The sequence below is a fragment of the Nocardia sp. NPDC057455 genome (genome assembly GCF_042802775.1).
Taxonomy (GTDB): domain Bacteria; phylum Actinomycetota; class Actinomycetes; order Mycobacteriales; family Mycobacteriaceae; genus Nocardia.
The window spans coordinates 61,094-78,780 of the sequence record NZ_JBHVDM010000022.1; the positions used below are offsets into that span (position 1 = coordinate 61,094).

A 17,687-nucleotide genomic window follows, 5' to 3' on the forward strand; every position below is an offset into this window, starting at 1 on the left:
GTTACGCTGGCCCGCGTGAGGAAACTGCTGCCCTTCGTGGTCGATGCGCTGCTCGTAGTCGTCTTCTGCGCGATCGGCAGGCGCAGCCACGACGAGGCGGTGCTCACCGGCCTGCTGCGCACCGTGTGGCCGTTCGCGACGGGGTTGGTCGTGGGCTGGCTCGTCGTCGTGTCGCTCAGGTGGCGGGCCGCCGCGGCCGACGCGCGATTCGACATCGCCGCCCTGTGGCCCGCCGGGGTCGTGATCTGGGCCTGCACCCTGATCGGGGGCATGCTGCTGCGCGTGGTCGGTGGGCAGGGCACCGCGGTCAGCTTCGTGCTGGTGGCCGGCGTGGTGCTCGCGGTATTCCTGCTCGGCTGGCGCGCGGGGTACAAAGTCGTGCGGTGATCACGGCTCCGGCGTGGCCAGCGCCTGCAGCATCCTGGCCGCCATCCGAGCGGTCGCATCCTTGCTGTCCACGTCGTTGATGTGGACCGCGAAGACCAGATCGCCCATCGCCCCGATCAACCATCCGTCCGGGCCCGCGGTCGCGGCGAACGCGTCGACGTCGCGATAGCGGCGCACGCCGGCCAGCTCCGGCGCGTTGGAGGCGTCGCGCAGCATGGCGCGCAGCCGGTCGGCGGTCTGCGGCGGCAGCGGGTCGAGCGGTGCGTCGGTGGTGCTCGGGCGGCCGGCCTCGATCATCGGCGGCGGCACCGATCCGCGCACGATCGCGGCCGCGGCGATGGCCATGCCGAACGGGCTGGCCAGCACGGCGTCCGAACCACCGCCTTGCAGCACCTGCTCGGCGCTGCGTCCCGCGACGGCCAGACGGCCGGTCACCTCGTCGAGGCCGGGCACCTTGAAGTCGATGCCGACGCCGAGCGCGGTCGCCGCCTCGGCCGCGTCCTGCACCGAGACGTCCTGTGGCGCCTTTCCCTTCGCCGTCGCCGCGACGGCGCGGAACAACTCCATGTTGCCGCCCACCGGATACAGCCCGGTGAACGCCACCGAACCGTGCTCACTGGCCTGGCTGTTCTGCGCGACCGCGACCACCGCCCCGGTGGACGGCTGGATCGCCACGATCGAGGCCTGTGTCGCCGCGCTGACCACCGCGTCCTCGGCGGCACGCTGCAAGCGCTGGTCCATGGTGCCTGCGATGTCCGGTCCCGGCGGCCCCTGCTGCCCGGCGAGCTGGGTGATGAACCGCCCGTCCTGTTCGAACAGCTGCACGCCCCAGCCGGAATGCGCCTCCTGGCTTTCCTGCTGCACCTTGCGCAACGCGTCGAGCATCGGCGACCAGACCCGGCGGTCGGCGGAGATCAGCCGCGGCTGCTTCTCCATCACCACGCCGGGAATCGGCGCCATCCGCGGTTCCAGGATCTCGAAGTCACCCTCGCGCAGGTTCACCGCGACGATCGGCTTGCCCTGCGAGGTGGCCAGCTGCTGCATCAGCGACGGGCCGGTGATCAGCGGGGCGACCGGTTCGATGGCCTTGGCCAGCGCGTCGGTCGACGCGACCGGGTCGGGCATCTTGCCGGGATCGAGCTTGATGACGTTGATAGTCTGCTCGGTCATCAGCGGCGCACCGGTGATGTCGTTGACCCGCGGCGCCGGCGTCGGGTAGGTGCGCACCAGTTGCACGGTGCGGTTGTGCCTGAGCTGCGGCATCACGACCGCGGGCTCCCAGGAGATCCGCCAGCCGATGGCCAGCTTGCGCACATTTCCCTCGAGGCTGTAGTTCCAGTTCTTCCGCTCGCCGAAGCTCCACTCGACATCCATGCTGAAGATCGCGGACTGCGCGTCGAGCCCGATGAACTGGGTCTTGCGGTAGTCGACCTTCGCTCCCTGGAGCCCAGTGAACATTTGCTTGAGGGTTGCTGTGGCCGCGGTGGGGTACGACGTCAGGTCTGCCGCCTTGGTGTAGTCCTGATCGTCGAGCAGATCGGTGAAGCGCTCAACGACCGCTTCCGCTTCGTTCTGCTTCTCGTGTATCCCGCACGACCCGATCCCGAGCGCGAGCGCCGCCACCCCCATGAGTGCCATTGCGCCGCGAACACGAAAGCGGCGGGATCCCCACACGTCCATGTCGCCCACTCTTCACTCTTGTCACTCCAGTAACAAGACCACCGTACCCGAAAAAGACCAGACCGCGATGCCTCCGTAGCGAGGACGTTACCCATGCTCAGCATCCCGATTGTGCCCCGGGATCTCGCATCTCGGGGGGTCTTTCATGATCATCGCCCAGCCGTCCGGCGGCATCCGGCGCCGCTACCGTACCGGCCTTCCCGAAAAGTCGCGCGGTTACCCCCGCGGTCGACGTTTCGAATCAATAAATACCCCGAAAGGTGCGCAACGAAGCAATCGGACCCTCGTTCGCGTACAGCGGAACTCCCTTGCCCTATTTGCGACGTAATCTTGTAATCAGTGAAAGCACCACAGCACAGTAAGTAGGTGACTCGTCATGAGAAACGCACACCGCGGCCGGGGTTTCGGGCGAACGGGCGGCTGGCAGCAGGCCGACCTGCCGGACCCGTCGGACGTGCCCGACTGGTTCGCCGGAAGATTGCCGAACGAGTGGTTCACCGGCCAGCCGGTGATCGAGATCGATCGGGACGAGATCGTCGTCATCGGCGAGCTGGCGATCCCGCAACCGGAGAAGAAGCCGGAGACCGACGACGCCGACGTCCCGGCCGAAGAAGTGCCGCGCGCGACCAAGGAGGGTGCGATCGCCCGGTTCCGCGAGTCCACCCGGCCCGCCCGTATGCAGATCGCGAACGAGGCGCAGCACCGCTACCGGCGCAATGTGGCCTGGGGCGTGTCGGTGGACGGGGAACGAATCATGTTCACCCACCTGGCCGTGCCCGTCATGACCCGGCTGCGCCAGCCGGAACGCAAGGTACTCGACACCTTGGTCGACGCGGGTGTCGCCCGTTCCCGCGCCGACGCGCTGGCCTGGACCGTGAAGCTGGCGGGCAAGCACGCGGAGGAGTGGCTGGAGGAACTGCGCGAAGCCATGCGCAAGGTCGACGACCTGCGCTCGGAAGGCCCACAGGGGCTGTAGCCGGTCGGGTCCGGCCCGAGCGGCACGCATCGGCGCGGTATCTTGCCGTGCATGGCTGTGACCGCGACGCCGGGCCCGATCCTGGTTCTGAACGGCCCGAACCTCAACATGCTCGGCACCCGGCAACCGGAGGTGTACGGGTCGGCGACGCTGGAGGACGTCGTCGAGTTGTGCCGGCGGACCGCGGCGAGATTCGACCGCGAGATCGTCGCCTTCCAATCCAACTCCGAAGGCGCGCTCATCGATCGCATCCACCAGGCGCGCGGCGCCGAGTCGGGCATCGTGATCAATCCCGGCGGACTCACCCACACTTCGGTGGCGCTACGGGACGCGCTGGTGATTCCGGAACTCCCCATCGTCGAGGTGCACATCAGCAATGTGCACGCGCGTGAGGAGTTCCGGCACCACTCCTACATCTCCCCCATCGCGACCGCGGTGGTCGCCGGGATGGGCATTCAGGGTTACGCCGCCGCCATCGAATTCCTGGCCCGTTCGGCCTGAGCTCACCGCAGCTGGAAAACCGGGAACCCGGGCGCGATGGCGGCGAGTTCCTCATCGGTGGCGTCCTTGGTCACGCCCTCGAAGAATCTGCCGACCTCCCAGCCCCACTTCCGCAGGTAGAGGCGCAGCAGCGGTACCTTGTCGGCATCGGCCACCTCGGTGGCGGTGAACGTCTCGACCTTGCGGCCGAGCCGCAACTCGCCCCCGCCCGCCGCGCGCAGGTTACGCACCCACTGCGTGTGCCCGCGCGGCGCGACGAGGAAGCGCGCACCGTCCTCTCGCACCATCAGGTTGACCATCGTGGTGCGCCACTCCCCGCTCTTGCGCCCGCGCACCGCGAGCAGCCGCGACCCCATCACGCTGATACCGAGCTTGGGCAGCAGGTTGGCGATCCGGTTGAAGACCGCGTCGAATCCGGCGGGGCCCACATAGCGGGTGCTGAGGTCCATGACTTCTCCTTGTTGTGAGCACTGCTCTCTATAGAGAGAAGTGTTCCACGCGACCCGCGACAAAGTCAAGAGCACCGCTCTCATCGACATGACCCCCGAAGCCTGCGGTTCATGATCAACGGCACATGCTCGCGGCATTTCGCGAGTAGGTCTCTCCACCATGTGCCGTTGATCATGAAGCGAGGGTGTCGCCTGTCTCGGGAAGGGTTTTGAGGCTGGAGAGGATGTCGGCCAGCGGCATGCATTCGGCTGCGTATCAACCCGGAAAGCGACCTCGCAGATTTAGTTGGGTCTTCGTGTGGGTGCGCTCGCGAAGAACGGCTCTGCGAGGTCGGGTGTGGGGGTGGGTCAGGCGTCGCCGCGAAGGAGGGCGTAGGTGGAGACCGGTGTGCCCGCCTGCTCGCTGGCGGCGACGGCCTTACGCCAGAGCTCCTGGGCGGTGTGCGAGAGGACAGCGTCGACGCCCACTTCTTCACTCGCGTCGATGACGTGCTGTGCGCCCGCGTCCATCATCTTCAGACTGGCCAGGGAGGCCCAGCCGCCGTTCTGGTTGGCGACCGAGAACTCCTCCATGAAGTACGGGAACGCGGCGGCCGAGCGGATCGCGAAGGGGACGAACGCCGCGATGTCGTGGCCGGAGCGATCGATCATCGCGGTGGCCTGGTCGAAGGCGAGCAACCAGGGGTGGAAGATGGTCAAGAGTCCCTGGTAGAAGACCTGCGCCAGGCCGTCATCCGCGCCGAGGTATTCCTGCGGGCTCAACGGTCGCAGCAACTCGGCGTGCGCGTCGAACACCGCACGCGGGCCGCTGTAGAAGATGTAGGACGCCGGATGCGTGATGTTGTCCCCCGCCGACATGACGCCGCCGGAGAAGAATTCGGCGCCGTGCGAGCGAACCCACTGCGCGCCCTCGCGCGCCTTCTCCGGTGAATCGGACGACAGGTTCGCGATCACCTTGCCCTTCAGGTGGCCGGTTGCCTGGCCGAGCACGTCGTACATCGCCGCGTAGTGGGTGAGGCTGAGCACGGTGACCTCGTTGGCGTCGAGCGCGTCGGCGACGGTCGCGGCGCGCTTGGCGCCGAGTTCGACCATGGCGTCGACTTTTTCGGGGCTGCGGTTCCACACCGTCACCTCGACGCCTGCGTCCAGGAAGGCCTGGACCATCGCCTGCCCCATCGGCCCGAGGCCGACGACGGAGACAGTGCGGGCGGGGGTCTGCTCGGACATGATGTGTGTCCCTTCGGTTCTCGTCGGTTACTTGCTTCGGCGCCGGAATTCATCGTCGTTCCCGCAGGTAGAGTCGGGAAGACCGAACGTCGAGGTGCGGTTGCTTACCTCGAGGTCCGAAACGAGGTCAGAGGAGCGCGGTGGGCATGAGCAGTGACGCGGATCACGATGTGTGTGGCATGACGGTCGCGATCGATGTCGTCGGCGGCAAATGGAAGATGCACCTGATGTGGGTGCTCGGCACCGGCCCCCAGCGCTTCGGCCGGATCCGCCGGCTGCTCGACGGGGTCAGTGAGAAAGTCCTCGCCGAGAACCTGCGGCATCTGGAGTCCAGCGGCGTGGTGCACCGCGAGGTCTACCCCGAGGTCCCGCCCCGAGTCGAGTACTCGCTCACGCCGCTCGGCCAGGAACTGGCCGCAGCGCTGCGTCCGCTCGAGGAGTGGGGCGATCGGCACCGGCACGAGCTGGCCGCGAACCTTCTGGCCTCAGCGAGCTGATCCACCCCAAGAGCAATGGGCGACCGGCACCGGACCAACCGACCGCAAATCCTCTGGCCTCAACAAGCTGATCCACCCCAAGAGCAATGGGCGACCGGCACCGGACCAACCGACCGCAATCCTCCAGCCTCTGCGAGCTAATCCAGCCACTCCGCGGCGATCCGGCCTCCGACGCGTTCGAGCAGTGCCGCCGCCTCGGCCATCGAGCGTTCCGGGTCGGGTTCCAGATCGGCGAGCGCATAGCAGCCCGCGAAGCCCGCGGCCCGGATCTCCTCGGAGGCGAGCAGCGTGCGGCCCGCCACGGCGACTACCGGGACGTCCGCCTTGCGAGCGGCCGCGCACACGCCGACCGGCGCCTTGCCGTGCAAGCTCTGCTGATCGAGCGATCCCTCACCGGTGACCACGAGGGTGGCGTCCACGAGCAGGCCAGAGAATTCGAGCAGTTCGAGTACCACCTCGATGCCGCTGCGTACCTGCGCGCCCAGCACCGCGAGCGCGCCGAAACCGGTGCCGCCCGCCGCGCCCGCGCCGGGAAGCCGCGCGAACGCCGGGCCTGCGAGTTCCGCCCAGGTGGTGAGCGCGGATTCGAGGACGTCGAGTTCGGCGGGCCCGGCGCCCTTCTGCGGCCCGTACACCGCCGCGGCGCCGGTCGGCCCGAGTAGCGGATTGTCGACGTCACACGCCAGCGTGAACTTCGTGCGGGCGACACCGGGGTGCAGGCCGGAACGGTCCAGCAGTGCGGCGTGGGCCAGAACCGCTCCGCCGCGCGACAACTCCCGTCCGTCGGCGGCCAGAACGCGGACGCCGAGTGCCTGCACCATGCCCGCGCCGCCGTCGGTGGAGGCGCTGCCACCGAGACCGAGCACGATCTCGGTGATTCCGTGGTCCATCGCGTGCGCCAGCACGACCCCGAGCCCGAACGTGCTCGCGTGCAACGGATCGGGTCGTCGCTCCGGCAAGATCGCCAGTCCGACGACGGCGGCCAGTTCGACGACCGCCGTCGCACCGCGCCGGGCATACGACGTGCGATGCGGCAGACCGGTCGGTCCGGGAGCGGTCACCTCGACGCGCGTCCAGCCCGCCGCGACGAACGCTTCGACCGTGCCGTCACCGCCGTCTGCGACCGGCACCTGCCGGATCTCGGCATCCGGCGCGCTCCGCCGCAATCCCGTAGCCAGCGCCGCCGCCACCTCCGGCGCGGCGAGCGACCCCTTGAACTTGTCCGGAGCGAGAATCACTCGCGCAGCGGATGCCCGTGTCATCCCCACATTCTCGGACGCGACCGGACGAGTCGCACCACGACACAACCGGCGTGAGCGGCCGCCGGGTTCCACGCGCGGGGCGGTTACCGGACACGACGACCAGGTCCGCGCGTTGCCCGGACGCGATCGGCCGACGCCGCGAACCGCGCTCGGCGTGCGGCGCCGCTCAGCTCGCGGGCAGTGGCGCTTGATCGGCCCGGGTGATGTCGACCTTCCCGGTGCGCAGGTAGGTGAGCACCGCCTCGTCCACCGCCGGATTGCCGCGACCGAACGTGCCGTGATCACCACCCTCGACGACGACCAGCGTGCCGCCCAGTGCCGCGGCCATCGCCGGGCCGCCCTCGTACTTCGTCAGCGCGTCGTGACGGCTTTGCAGCACCAGCGGCGGGGAGCGCAGCCCCACCCCCGTGATCGGCACCGGCTTCGCCACGGGTTTCCAGGAACCGCAGGCCATTCCCGAGCGCACCAGGTCGGCGCGCGCGTCCATGGCGTTGCCGCCGGAGGCTATGGTGCCGACCGCGGCGCCGAGCAGTTCCGGCCTGCCGGGCACGGCGTTCTCGTTGCAGGTGATCGCGCTGAACACCCACCGCCCGGTGGGGTCGGTGGAGGTCGCGCCCTCGATGGCCCGCAAACGCTGCACGTTCGCCGGATCGGCCGCGGCGTCGGCCATCGCGCGGGCGAAGATCGGCCAGAAGGTGCGGGTATAGGTGGCCACGGTGGTCGCGCCGAGCAACGGCACCTGCGCGGAGACGCCGCCGCTGACCAGAGTGCGCAACAGGTTCTGCAGTTTGCCGAGTTGCTCGACGCTGCCGGTGTAACCGTCCCTGGCGATCTCGGCCAGCGGCTCGGGCAGCGCGCCGGGCAGGTCACCGATGCTCGCGGGCGGCGGGGTCAGGTTGGCGTACCAGCCGCCGCCCTGCGCCGCCGCCAACCGGACCCAGGTGCGGTAGACCTGCAGTGCGGTGTCGCCCAAGTGGTATTCGGCGTCGTTTTCGGCGATCCAGGCGAACAAGTCGTCCAGGCGCTGTTTACCCGCGACCTGCTGCTGGGCGAACTCCTCGGTCCACACCCAATCCGGGTTGACGTTGGAGTCCAGGACCATCCGATCCACCCGGTCACCGAACAGCGCCGCGTACACCGCGCCGAGATAGGTGCCGTAGGACGTGCCCAAGTAGCCGATCCGCTCCAGCCCGAGCGCGGCGCGCACGGCGTCGATGTCGCGCGCGGTGTTCTCGGTGGTGATGGCGTCGAGGTAACCGGGTTGCGCCGCGTCGCAAGCCTTTTTGATCTCGTCACGGTTGCCACCGCCGAGGGAGACCTGGCGGCCCTGCTCGTTCTTGCTGCTCGTTGCGCATTCCAGCGGCGTCGCCCAGCGCAGACCGCGCGGCTGGACGGCGATCCGGTCGTAGTGCTCGGCGAGCCCGGCGGGGAACATCTCCACCCGGCGCGCCCAATAGTCCAGCGCGTCCGCACCGGGACCGCCGGGGTTGGCGAACAGGACCCCCTCCCGCTCGCCCGTGGCGGCGATCCGGCTGACGGTCAGCTCGATCGCGGTCCCGTTCGGGTCGGCGTAGTTCATCGGCACGCTGACGACGGCGCAGCGCACGCCCCGATCCGCGGGCACGGCTCCCTCCGGGCACTGGCCGAAGACGACTCCCGGCGCGGCGTCCGCGACGCCGGTGACGATCGATCCGCCGAGCAGGCCTGCGGCGACTATGGTGGCCGCGACCCGCGAAACCCGCGGTGTCCTCATCATTTTCGTACCTCCCCGAGCCTGCCCGCTCGCGCGCGACGACGGACCCGACCAAGAGCATTCTGCGCAGGCCCGCCGGGACAGACAAGTCGGTGGCGGGATTCCGCCCGGTCGGGCGTGTGATTTACCCGGACACCGGGGCACAGAGTAGCGTCGAGCCATGTCGACCGAGGTCAGCAACAACACCGCACTGGAACGCTTCGAGATCTACGTCGACGGTGCGATCGCCGGCTACGCCGAATACCAGGACACGGCCTCCGAGCGCGCGTTCGTGCACACCGAGATCTACCCGCGCTACGAGGGCCAGGGCTATGCGCGGCTGTTGGTCGAGACCGCTCTGAACAGCACCCGCGACGACGCGCTCGGCGCGCTGCCCATGTGCCGGACGGTCCACCACTTCATCGAGACCCGCCCCGAATACCTCACGATGGTGCCGCACTGGGCGCGCGACCGGCTGAACCTGCCGCAGTAGCCCTCAGTACGCCGCGACAGCGGCGTCGAGCGCCTTCTGCAAATCGGTCCGCACCAGCCGGGCGATGTCACCGGGCCGGGGCGGCAGCTCGAGCACAGGGACACCGAAGTGGAAGCTGGCCCCCTTGGCGTCCTCCTTCGTCGGCCGTACCGCCGGGTCCCGGCGCGGGCCGTAGCTCAGCGCCATCGACACCAGCACGGGCTCGGCGCCGAGCTTCATCGCCCGGAAGGCGATGTGCCCGATGCCGCTGCCCACCGCTTGCACGCGGGCCGGGTCCACGTCGTTGCAGGTGCCCTCGGGGAAGACCGCGATGCCGTCGCCGCGGGCCATCCGTTCCGCGCAGATGTCCATCATGCGCTGGCCCGCGGCGTTCACCGCGCGGATGCCGTGGTCCTTGCCGCGGAACACCGGGATGCCGCCCATCATGTCGATCTTGCGGCGCTGATCGGGATCGACGAACAGTTCGTCCTTGGCCAGCACGCGCACCCGGCCGATCACCCGCCGTAGTCCGCTGCGCCACGCGGCCGCGGCCACGGTGTAGGGATCGCTCTCGGAGAGATGGTTGATCGCGATGAGCAACGGGCGGTTCTGCCCGACCACCGTGCGGAGCGCGGCGCGCGCGCCCTCCGAGTAGGTGACGCGTGGGTGGTAGCGGCGGCCGAGAACGGCGTAGGCCCCCCAGGCTTTCCAGCGGTTCTGGCGATGATCGCGGTAGAAGTCGTACACGGTGTCGCTGTTCTCGAGGCGCACCTCGGGCGGTTCCATGACCTGGACTCTACGATGTGGCGCCGGTAGCGCGACGCGGCGTCCGTCGTCCGTCCACGACCGGCCCGGCAAATCCGGAACACAGAAGTCGGCCGCAGAAGGCGCATTGTGGGCGAACAGCTGCGATGATGTCGGAGTGGCACGCGCAGAAGACCCGGACGATCGGAAGACTCGCGGCGGGCACGGAGATCGCAGGCGACGCGAGTTCCGGCACGGTGAGCAGGTGGTTCGTGCCGGAACACTGCTGGTGTCGTCCACCGAACTGGTCGAACCCACCTTCCGGCGCACCGTCGTCTACATCATCGAGCACAACGAGGCGGGCAGCCTCGGCGTGGTACTCAACCGCCCGAGCGACACGGCCGTGCACGAGGTGCTGCCGCGCTGGTCGGAAGCGGTCGCGGCGCCACGCACGCTGTTCATCGGCGGCCCGGTGAAACGGGACGCCGCGCTGTGCCTGGGCACCGTCCGGGTGGGCGCGCGGATCGAGGGCGTCCCCGGGTTGCGGCGCATCGACGGTCGCGTCGTCCTGGTCGACCTGGACGCCGATCCCGAGCGGGTCACCCCGCTCGTCGAGGGCATCCGGATCTTCGCGGGCTACGCGGGCTGGACCTTCGGGCAACTGGAGGGCGAGCTGGAGAACGACGACTGGATCGTGGTGTCGGCGCTGCCGTCCGACCCGATCAGCTCGGGCCGCCCGGACCTGTGGGCGCATGTGCTGCGCCGCCAGCCGCTCCCGCTGTCCTTGCTCGCTTCACACCCGATTGAACTCGAACGCAACTGAGACCGTGTACTCCTCGAAGGGACCGAAGGAGACGCGACATGAGACACGACAACTGAACCGGCGAGAGCATGGGTGACGCATCGGGTGCGCCCACCGACCGGCGCCGCAATTCGAGCGGAGAGGTATGCGGTTGTGCGCAAGGTAGGTGGCGAGACGGGTCGGCCCGACGATCAATCCGACTTGATGCGGACGCTTTATCAGGAACACGCCGCCGCCCTGTGGCGGTACACGCTCGGCTTGGTTCGAGACCGGGGACGGGCAGAGGACATCGTGCAGGAAACATTGCTGCGGGCCTGGCAACGGCCGAACGTCTTGGATCAATCCACCACGTCGGCGCGGGCGTGGCTGTTCACCGTGGCGCGCAATCTCGCCGTGGATGAGCACCGCAGCGCCCGCAGCAGGCGCGAGTTCCGCACCGACAGCCCACCCGAACGGGCGGCCCCGGACCAGTCCGATCGCGCGCTGGACGGCTGGCTGATCGCCGATGCCCTCGGCAAGCTCAGCGCCGACCACCGCGAGGTGATCGTGCGGGCCTACTACCGGGGGCTGTCCACACACCAGATCGCCGAGGAACTCGACGTCCCACCGGGCACGGTGAAGTCCCGGATGCATTACGGTATGCGCGCATTGCGCCTGGCACTACAGGAGATGGGGGTGACGAATCAATGACGGACATCACCGACGACTTCAGCACGTGGGACGCCCCGTACGTGCTCGGCTCCCTCACTCGCGACGAGCGCCTGCAGTACGAGAGCCACCTCGACGCCTGCCCCGACTGCCGGGCGGCCGTGGCCGAACTCGCGGGCCTGCCGGGCATGCTCGCCCTAGTGGAGACCGACATCGCGCTCGCGATGATCGAGCCGTCCGCGCACACCGGCGAGTTCGCGGCGGCGCCCCCGCCCCCGCCCATGCCATCACTCCCGCCGCCACCGCGGCTCGCCGACGCGGCCGAACGACGCCGCCGCCGCAGCGGATGGAGGTCGGCCGGCATCGCGGTGGCCTCGGCCGCGGCCGCGGTGGCGATCGCGGTCCCGATCGCGGTCTCGGTGTCCGGATCGGACGACGCGCAGGAGCCGGGCACCAGCGAGCAGGCGTTCGTCGAACGCCAACTGACTCCGCTCGAGCCGACGCCGGTCTCGGCGAGCTTCAAGCTCCTCCCGGCGGGCGACCGGACGCGGCTCGTGATGTCCTGCAGCTATCCCCCCGGCGAGCAGTTGCGCTACAACTGGAATCTCGCGCTGTACGTCACCAGCACCAGCGGCCAGCAGCAGAAACTCGACGAGTGGCCCGCGGGCCCCGGCACCGAACTGACCATCGACCGGACCATCGACGGCGCGCCCGATCAGGTTCGCTCGGTGGAGATCCGCGCGGCGAACACCGGGAAGGTGCTGCTGACCGGCACGGTCTGACCGATCGGCCGATCCCCCGCGAGGCACTGCCCTGCGGGGGATCGTCCGCGTACCGAGATTTTCGGTCAGATGTCCAGATCCTCGATCTTCGGCCCCTCGGCCACGTCGACCACCCGCCGGTAGAGCTTGTCGGGCAGCTGCCCCTTCAACTCGTCGAGGGAATCGACGACCACGAAGAGGAAGTCACCCCAATCCTGTTGCCCGACGCCGAGCAGGCGGCGCCAGCTCTTCGGGTCCCGCCAGTCCTTGAGCCAGTTCGTACCCGCGTCGGCGGGATATTCGTCCCAGTTCGAGTACTGAGCGTGCATCACGTATTTGCCCTTACGGCTGCGATACACCTGGATGTGCTCGATCCGCGTATCGTTGACCTCGTGCCACTCCCCGAGCAGAGTGCCGGAGAAGCGGACTTGGCGCACACCGTCGCGCCCGACCTTGGCCACGATCTCGTCGTAGCCCTCCAGCCGACCTTCCTCGAGTTCGATGAACCGGCGCAATGCCGTGACCACCGCTCCCGAGAGGTTGCCGCCGACCAACTCTTGCGCGCGCTGGAACAGCGGGAGGTCGTCATCCGCAACGTAAATCGTCTTGTTGGGCATGTTCCAACTATACGTAGATGTATACGTACACGCAAGGCTGTCGGCCGCTGCACTTGAACCGGCGTTGAACCGTTCGGCGGTCCGGTCCGTATCACTCCTGTACGCAGTCGATTTGTCGCCAGCGGAAAGGAGTGCCGATGCGGACTCGGGTCGTGGACCATCTGGTGCAAGCGGTCTCGGCGTTGGGCGCGCGACACATCTTCGGGGTGGACGGCGCCAATATCGAGGACCTGTACGACGCGATCTTCGACGCGCCGGAGCACGTCACCGGGGTGGTCGCCAAACACGAGTTCTCCGCGGCCACCATGGCCGACGGGTACGCCCGCACTACCGGGAGACTCGGCGTGGTCGCGGCGACCTCCGGCGGTGGCGCGATGAATCTCGTCGCCGGACTCGCCGAATCGTTCGCGTCGCGCGTGCCGGTACTCGCACTGGTCGGCCAGCCGCCGACCTCCCTGGAGGGCAACGGCGCGTTCCAGGACACCAGCGGACGCGCCGGGGCCATCGATGCGGTCCGCCTCTTCAGCACGGTCAGCACCTATTGCGCCCGGGTGGAATCGGCCGCGGACCTGCCGGATCAGCTGGACCGGGCGGTACGGGCCGCCCGGCACGGCGGCCCGGCGGTACTGCTGCTGCCCAAAGACGTGCAGCAGGCCGACTCGGGCACCGTCGCCCCGTTCCGCCCCGGCCCGAGAACGCATCGGTCCGACCAGGCCGGAATCGCGCGCGTGCGCGCCGCGCTGACCACGGCCCGGCACACCGGCAAGATCGTGATCATCGCGGGTGACCAGGTCGCGCGCGACGACGCGCGCGCCGAGCTGGCCCGGCTGGCCACCGCACTGGAGGCCGCAGTGGGGGTCGCACCGGACGCGAAGGACACCTACGACAACACCGATCCGGCCTTCTGCGGTGTCGCGGGCACCATGGGTCACCCCGAGCTGTCGGCGGCCATTCGTTCCGCTGCCATGTGCCTGCTGGTCGGCACCCGGTTGCCGGTCACGGCCCGCGCCGGCACGGAGACCGCGCTCACCGACAGGACGGTCGCGAGCATCGGCGTGGCGCCGCCCTACCTGCCCGCCATCCACGCGACCAGTACCGATCTCGCGCGAACGCTCGCCGAACTCGCCGACGAACTGGACGACGGGAGTACCGGCCCCGAACGCGTGCACGCGGCGCCACCGCTGACTTCCCTGCGCGTGCCCGCCTCCTCCGGTCCCGGGCTGCGCTACCGGGACGTGGTCGAGACGATCGATGCCGTCTTGCCCGAGGGCACCGACGTCTTCGCCGACGCGGGCAACACCGGCGCGGCCGTCGTGCACCATCTGCGCGTCCCACGGAACGGGCGGTTCGTGGTAGCCCTCGGCATGGGCGGGATGGGTTACGCGTTCGGCGCGGGTATCGGGTCCGCGTTCGCGCGAGCGGATGTCGCCCGGCGGACGGTGGTCATCGCCGGTGACGGCTCGTTCTACATGCACGGCATGGAGCTGCACACCGCGATCGAGCACGCCCTGCCGGTCACCTTCGTGGTACTGAACAACAACGCGCACGCCATGTGCGTGACCAGGGAGCAGCTGTACTACCGGGATCGCTACAGCTTCAACCGGTTCCGTCCGGCCCACCTGGGCGCGGGCGTCGCCGCGATGTTCCCCGACCTGCCCGCGTTCTCGGTGCACACCGTCGGTGATCTCGCCGCCACGCTGCGGCGCTGCCTGGAAACCGCGGGTCCGTCGTTCCTCTCGATCGAATGCGACCCCGACGAGATTCCCCCGTTCCTGCCCTTCCTGACCACCGTCGAGCAATCCCGGAACCAGTAATGAACACCCGCTTCGCCGGCAACGGTGCCGCGCCCATGCCTGCCAAGAGGAGATCAGCATGACCACCAGTTCCCTCCCCGCCCTCAGCGATATTCCGGACGACGGGTTGCCCGGCGTGCTCCGCATCGAGAACTCCGACAAGGAGGCGACCGAGCCGATCATCGTGGACATGCTGCGATCGGTGTATCCGCACGACCAGATCTACGGCGAATACTGTCCGGTGCAGGGGTACATCGCCGCGCCGCCGCGCGAAGTCTACGAATACCTCGCCGACCCCCGGTCGATGGAGGAATGGACCTACGGCCTGCGCGGGTTCGTCGAGACCGGGGAACCCGGACTCTGGCTGGCCTACGACCGGCTGGGCGCGGAGACCGAGATCTTCACCCGTACCGTCGCGAACGCCGACGCGATGACGGTCGATTACCACTGCGCGTGGGACCAGAGCAAGCACTTGTGGATGATCTACCTGCTGCGCGTGATCGATGCCCAAGTGGTGTTCGACAAGCCCGGTTCGGTGGTGCTGTGGGTGAACTGCAAGCACCCCTTCTACGACGAGAACCCCTTCCCCGATATCGCGCCGCCGGAGCGCCCGGAGTGGGTCGGCGACTTCTGGGAGATGTTCTCCGCGGGTCATCAACTGGAGATGGACAACCTCAAGGCCATCTGCGAGTACCGGGCCGCGCACGGCCTGCCCGTCAAGCCCGACTGGATGAAGTGAGAGCACCATGCAGCACAACAATTCCGGCCTGCCGCCGGTCAGCCTCGTCGACGTGGCCAGTTACCTGCCCGGCGATCCGGTCGGCACCGAATACTTCACCCAGTTCGCCCGCTCGGACCGGATGGCGAAGAACGTCATGTTCCGCGCACCCAAAGGCCGCCACCACGTGGCGCGCGACGAGACCGCGGTCGACATGGTCGAGCGCGCCGTCGCACCGCTGATCGAACGCAACGGCGCCGACGCGATCGCCGAGATCGACGTCCTGATCACGCACACCCAGCTGCCGGACAATCCGGTGCTCGGCTGCGGCCCCGAGGTGGCTCGGCGGCTCGGCATCCGTCCCTCCTACGCCTACGACGTACACAACGGCGGCTGCGCGGCGTTCGTGCACATGATGGCGATGGCCCGCATGATCTTGCAGACCACCTCCGCCCGCACCGCGTTGATCGTGGCCACCCAGAACTGCGCGGGACCGGTGTTCACCCAGTCCGAGATCCGCAAGCTGGCCCAGGCGCCGGTGCCCGGCGACGGCTGCGGTGTGGGACTGCTGCGCAAGGACGACAGCGCTCCGATCATCGACGTCGAATGCCGCACCTATCCCGAATTCGCCGGGGACATGGCCTTCTCCACCCATGGTGAGCGCAAGTACTGGGAGCCGGGCGAGGGCCAGGCGTGCGTCAGCTTCACCGAGTCCAAGGTTGCCAAGGTGTTCTCGCGCGGCAATCGACTGGTTCCGGAAGTGGCTCTGGCGGTGTGCGACCGGATCGGCGTGCGGGGACGCGACGTCGACACGTTCGTCACCAACCAGCCGAACCGGCTGTTCCTGCGCAACTGGCACGACGCGCTGGAGCTTCCACCGCAGCGGCACCCCGACACCTTCGACTCCTGCGGGAACCTGTTCGCCGCCGGTATCCCGGTGACCCTGGACGTGGAGAACCGGGCGGGACGACTGGCCAACGGCTCGCTGGTGCTGATGGCGGGGTTCGCGCACGCGGGCGACTTCGCGGGCGCGGCCGCCGTTCGCTGGGGAGCGGCGCGATGAGCGTGCGCGTCGTCGACGGCACCCGGCCCTCCCGCAGGCTCCCGGCGCCCCGGGTGGCGCCCCGTTTCGACCTCACCTTGAGTGAGAACCCGTTCCCCCCGCTTCCCTCGGTGCTGCGGGCGGTGCACCTGGCACTGGCTCAGGCCAACCGATACCCGGAGTTCCTGCCGCGTCGGCTGCCGTCGCTGATCGCCCGGCATGTGGGTGTGCGGGCGGATCAGGTGGTGGTCGGCTCGGGGGCGACCGGCGTGGCCCTGCAGATCCTGCAGACGCTGACCACGCCGGGAGCGCAGATCGTCTACAGCGCGCCGACCTTCGACGGATATCCGATCATGGCCGAGATGACCGGCCTCGACGCGGTGCCGGTGCCGTTGGACGCGACCGGGAATCAGGATTTGCGGGCGATGCGCCGCGCCATCGACCGGCGCACCGCTCTGGTCGTGGTGTGCCGTCCGCACAACCCCACCGGAACGGTGATTCCGGCGGACGAGCTGAAGGCGTTCCTGTCCGGCCTGCCCGCCCGGGTCCCGGTGATTCTCGATGAGGCGTACGTCGAATTCCTCGGCGCGGCCGAGTATGTCGACCCGCTGGCACTGATCGCGAAGCACCCCGGCCTGCTCGTCCTGCGGACCTTCTCGAAGGCGTACGGCCTGGCCGGGCTGCGGATCGGTTACGCCTTCGGCAACCCCGAGCTGATCGCGCGCGTGGGCAAGCTGCAACTCCCCTTCGGGCTGAGCGCGGCGGCGGTGGCCGCGGTCACCGCCTCCTATGCCGCCGAGCCCGAACTCGCCGCACGCACCCTGCGCATCACCGAGGAACGAGACGCACTCCGTGCCGCACTGGTGGCTCGCGGATTCGCGGTACCGGAGAGCCGCGCCAACTTCCTGTTCGTCCCCGGCCCCGGCACGACCACCGCGCTACGCCGCGCGGGCATAGCCGCGAAGTGCTACCCCGACGGAAGCGCCCGCATCGCCGTGGGCGATCCTGCGGCCGACCGTGCGGTGCTCGAAGCTCTGACTTCGGGTCCGCCCAGGGTAACGCTATAACTTGCCGTCACCCAGACCAGACGTGCGGCCTCGTGCCGCCGCGCGCCTGCTGCGGGTACGCGAAGACGCTCAGCACCACACCCCCTCAGCACGCGCCGCGCCGCGGCACCACACCCCGTCAGCACGCGCCGCGCCGCGGCACCACACCCCGTCAGCACGATCGCCGCGCCGACACCACACCCTGCCGACGCGCATCCGCGGTGACCGATGACCGGCACCACACCCTGCCGACGCGCATCCGCGGTGACCGATGACCGGCACCACACCCTGCCGACGCGCATCCGCGGTGACCGATGACCGGCACCACACCCT

At 69.0% G+C, this 17,687-nt stretch carries 19 protein-coding genes; 12 read left to right on the forward strand and 7 right to left on the reverse strand.

What is annotated here, in order from left to right:
- Positions 1–15 precede the first annotated feature (15 nt).
- Positions 16–387, forward strand: a complete 372-nt coding sequence (locus ACFU5M_RS12010; RefSeq protein WP_379047937.1) for a DUF3054 domain-containing protein — start codon at positions 16–18, stop codon at positions 385–387.
- On the opposite strand, the gene ACFU5M_RS12015 is transcribed toward ACFU5M_RS12010, so the two are convergent.
- Positions 388–2,067 carry an NTF2-like N-terminal transpeptidase domain-containing protein gene (locus ACFU5M_RS12015; RefSeq protein WP_379047940.1) on the reverse strand — a complete coding sequence of 560 codons (1,680 nt, stop codon included), beginning with the start codon at positions 2,065–2,067 and terminating at the stop codon, positions 388–390. It lies immediately after the preceding gene.
- A gap of 376 nt (positions 2,068–2,443) precedes the next feature.
- On the opposite strand from ACFU5M_RS12015, the gene ACFU5M_RS12020 reads away from it, so the two are divergent.
- Complete coding sequence (locus tag ACFU5M_RS12020; protein WP_379047943.1) at positions 2,444–3,043, forward strand: hypothetical protein; 600 nt, start codon at positions 2,444–2,446, stop codon at positions 3,041–3,043.
- A gap of 51 nt (positions 3,044–3,094) precedes the next feature.
- Complete coding sequence (gene aroQ / locus ACFU5M_RS12025) at positions 3,095–3,544, forward strand: type II 3-dehydroquinate dehydratase (RefSeq protein WP_040871089.1); 450 nt, start codon at positions 3,095–3,097, stop codon at positions 3,542–3,544.
- Positions 3,545–3,546: 2 nt separating this feature from the next.
- Here the strand turns inward: aroQ and ACFU5M_RS12030 are convergent, their stop codons facing one another.
- Both ACFU5M_RS12030 and ACFU5M_RS12035 read right to left on the reverse strand, forming a co-directional pair.
- The gene (locus ACFU5M_RS12030) at positions 3,547–3,993 is read right to left on the reverse strand and encodes a nitroreductase family deazaflavin-dependent oxidoreductase (protein WP_379047947.1); all 447 of its coding nucleotides are present in this window, start codon (positions 3,991–3,993) and stop codon (positions 3,547–3,549) included.
- A 348-nt stretch (positions 3,994–4,341) separates the two neighbouring features.
- Positions 4,342–5,220, reverse strand: a complete 879-nt coding sequence (locus ACFU5M_RS12035; protein WP_379047950.1) for an NAD(P)-dependent oxidoreductase — start codon at positions 5,218–5,220, stop codon at positions 4,342–4,344.
- Between the two features lie 146 nt (positions 5,221–5,366).
- Between ACFU5M_RS12035 and ACFU5M_RS12040 the strand changes: the two genes are divergently transcribed.
- Positions 5,367–5,717 (forward strand): winged helix-turn-helix transcriptional regulator, encoded by a 351-nt coding sequence (locus ACFU5M_RS12040; protein ID WP_379047953.1) that lies wholly within the window; start codon positions 5,367–5,369, stop codon positions 5,715–5,717.
- A 137-nt stretch (positions 5,718–5,854) separates the two neighbouring features.
- Here the strand turns inward: ACFU5M_RS12040 and ACFU5M_RS12045 are convergent, their stop codons facing one another.
- On the reverse strand, positions 5,855–6,979 hold the full coding sequence (locus tag ACFU5M_RS12045; protein WP_379047956.1) for a glycerate kinase: 1,125 nt from the start codon (positions 6,977–6,979) through the stop codon (positions 5,855–5,857).
- Positions 6,980–7,145: 166 nt separating this feature from the next.
- Positions 7,146–8,735, reverse strand: a complete 1,590-nt coding sequence (locus ACFU5M_RS12050) for an alpha/beta hydrolase (protein ID WP_379047959.1) — start codon at positions 8,733–8,735, stop codon at positions 7,146–7,148.
- A gap of 157 nt (positions 8,736–8,892) precedes the next feature.
- Between ACFU5M_RS12050 and ACFU5M_RS12055 the strand changes: the two genes are divergently transcribed.
- Positions 8,893–9,204 (forward strand): GNAT family N-acetyltransferase, encoded by a 312-nt coding sequence (locus tag ACFU5M_RS12055; protein WP_063051981.1) that lies wholly within the window; start codon positions 8,893–8,895, stop codon positions 9,202–9,204.
- 3 nt (positions 9,205–9,207) lie between these two features.
- Here the strand turns inward: ACFU5M_RS12055 and ACFU5M_RS12060 are convergent, their stop codons facing one another.
- Positions 9,208–9,969: a lysophospholipid acyltransferase family protein gene (locus ACFU5M_RS12060; RefSeq protein WP_379047963.1), complete on the reverse strand. Its 762-nt coding sequence runs from the start codon at positions 9,967–9,969 to the stop codon at positions 9,208–9,210.
- A 136-nt stretch (positions 9,970–10,105) separates the two neighbouring features.
- On the opposite strand from ACFU5M_RS12060, the gene ACFU5M_RS12065 reads away from it, so the two are divergent.
- The 3 genes from ACFU5M_RS12065 to ACFU5M_RS12075 all read left to right on the forward strand — a co-directional run bounded on the left by ACFU5M_RS12065 (position 10,106) and on the right by ACFU5M_RS12075 (position 12,159).
- On the forward strand, positions 10,106–10,750 hold the full coding sequence (locus ACFU5M_RS12065; RefSeq protein ID WP_379047966.1) for a YqgE/AlgH family protein: 645 nt from the start codon (positions 10,106–10,108) through the stop codon (positions 10,748–10,750).
- Positions 10,751–10,882: 132 nt separating this feature from the next.
- Positions 10,883–11,419: a sigma-70 family RNA polymerase sigma factor gene (locus tag ACFU5M_RS12070; protein WP_379047969.1), complete on the forward strand. Its 537-nt coding sequence runs from the start codon at positions 10,883–10,885 to the stop codon at positions 11,417–11,419.
- Complete coding sequence (locus ACFU5M_RS12075; protein ID WP_379047972.1) at positions 11,416–12,159, forward strand: anti-sigma factor family protein; 744 nt, start codon at positions 11,416–11,418, stop codon at positions 12,157–12,159. Before ACFU5M_RS12070 ends, ACFU5M_RS12075 begins: the two co-directional genes overlap by 4 nt.
- 65 nt (positions 12,160–12,224) lie before the next feature.
- Here the strand turns inward: ACFU5M_RS12075 and ACFU5M_RS12080 are convergent, their stop codons facing one another.
- The gene (locus ACFU5M_RS12080) at positions 12,225–12,755 is read right to left on the reverse strand and encodes an EXLDI protein (protein WP_379047975.1); all 531 of its coding nucleotides are present in this window, start codon (positions 12,753–12,755) and stop codon (positions 12,225–12,227) included.
- Positions 12,756–12,892: 137 nt separating this feature from the next.
- On the opposite strand from ACFU5M_RS12080, the gene ACFU5M_RS12085 reads away from it, so the two are divergent.
- The 4 genes from ACFU5M_RS12085 to ACFU5M_RS12100 are packed head-to-tail and all read left to right on the forward strand — an operon-like array spanning position 12,893 to position 17,375.
- The gene (locus ACFU5M_RS12085; protein WP_379047978.1) at positions 12,893–14,569 is read left to right on the forward strand and encodes a thiamine pyrophosphate-binding protein; all 1,677 of its coding nucleotides are present in this window, start codon (positions 12,893–12,895) and stop codon (positions 14,567–14,569) included.
- Positions 14,570–14,627: 58 nt separating this feature from the next.
- Positions 14,628–15,287 carry an SRPBCC family protein gene (locus tag ACFU5M_RS12090; protein ID WP_379047981.1) on the forward strand — a complete coding sequence of 220 codons (660 nt, stop codon included), beginning with the start codon at positions 14,628–14,630 and terminating at the stop codon, positions 15,285–15,287.
- A gap of 7 nt (positions 15,288–15,294) precedes the next feature.
- Positions 15,295–16,329 carry a 3-oxoacyl-ACP synthase III family protein gene (locus ACFU5M_RS12095; protein WP_379047984.1) on the forward strand — a complete coding sequence of 345 codons (1,035 nt, stop codon included), beginning with the start codon at positions 15,295–15,297 and terminating at the stop codon, positions 16,327–16,329.
- Positions 16,326–17,375: an aminotransferase class I/II-fold pyridoxal phosphate-dependent enzyme gene (locus ACFU5M_RS12100; RefSeq protein WP_379047987.1), complete on the forward strand. Its 1,050-nt coding sequence runs from the start codon at positions 16,326–16,328 to the stop codon at positions 17,373–17,375. Before ACFU5M_RS12095 ends, ACFU5M_RS12100 begins: the two co-directional genes overlap by 4 nt.
- Positions 17,376–17,687 lie beyond the last annotated feature (312 nt).

Excerpts from the sequence above, each read along its gene's own strand:
- ACFU5M_RS12045 (WP_379047956.1), bottom strand. The coding sequence starts at position 6,979 with ATGACACGGGCATCCGCTGCGCGAGTGATTCTCGCTCCGGACAAGTTC.
- aroQ (WP_040871089.1), top strand. The coding sequence starts at position 3,095 with ATGGCTGTGACCGCGACGCCGGGCCCGATCCTGGTTCTGAACGGCCCG.
- ACFU5M_RS12085 (WP_379047978.1), top strand. The coding sequence starts at position 12,893 with ATGCGGACTCGGGTCGTGGACCATCTGGTGCAAGCGGTCTCGGCGTTG.
- ACFU5M_RS12050 (WP_379047959.1), bottom strand. The coding sequence starts at position 8,735 with ATGATGAGGACACCGCGGGTTTCGCGGGTCGCGGCCACCATAGTCGCC.
- ACFU5M_RS12040 (WP_379047953.1), top strand. The coding sequence starts at position 5,367 with ATGAGCAGTGACGCGGATCACGATGTGTGTGGCATGACGGTCGCGATC.
- ACFU5M_RS12060 (WP_379047963.1), bottom strand. The coding sequence starts at position 9,969 with ATGGAACCGCCCGAGGTGCGCCTCGAGAACAGCGACACCGTGTACGAC.
- ACFU5M_RS12095 (WP_379047984.1), top strand. The coding sequence starts at position 15,295 with ATGCAGCACAACAATTCCGGCCTGCCGCCGGTCAGCCTCGTCGACGTG.
- ACFU5M_RS12080 (WP_379047975.1), bottom strand. The coding sequence starts at position 12,755 with ATGCCCAACAAGACGATTTACGTTGCGGATGACGACCTCCCGCTGTTC.
- ACFU5M_RS12015 (WP_379047940.1), bottom strand. The coding sequence starts at position 2,067 with ATGGACGTGTGGGGATCCCGCCGCTTTCGTGTTCGCGGCGCAATGGCA.
- ACFU5M_RS12100 (WP_379047987.1), top strand. The coding sequence starts at position 16,326 with ATGAGCGTGCGCGTCGTCGACGGCACCCGGCCCTCCCGCAGGCTCCCG.
- ACFU5M_RS12030 (WP_379047947.1), bottom strand. The coding sequence starts at position 3,993 with ATGGACCTCAGCACCCGCTATGTGGGCCCCGCCGGATTCGACGCGGTC.
- ACFU5M_RS12075 (WP_379047972.1), top strand. The coding sequence starts at position 11,416 with ATGACGGACATCACCGACGACTTCAGCACGTGGGACGCCCCGTACGTG.
- ACFU5M_RS12090 (WP_379047981.1), top strand. The coding sequence starts at position 14,628 with ATGACCACCAGTTCCCTCCCCGCCCTCAGCGATATTCCGGACGACGGG.
- ACFU5M_RS12020 (WP_379047943.1), top strand. The coding sequence starts at position 2,444 with ATGAGAAACGCACACCGCGGCCGGGGTTTCGGGCGAACGGGCGGCTGG.
- ACFU5M_RS12035 (WP_379047950.1), bottom strand. The coding sequence starts at position 5,220 with ATGTCCGAGCAGACCCCCGCCCGCACTGTCTCCGTCGTCGGCCTCGGG.
- ACFU5M_RS12055 (WP_063051981.1), top strand. The coding sequence starts at position 8,893 with ATGTCGACCGAGGTCAGCAACAACACCGCACTGGAACGCTTCGAGATC.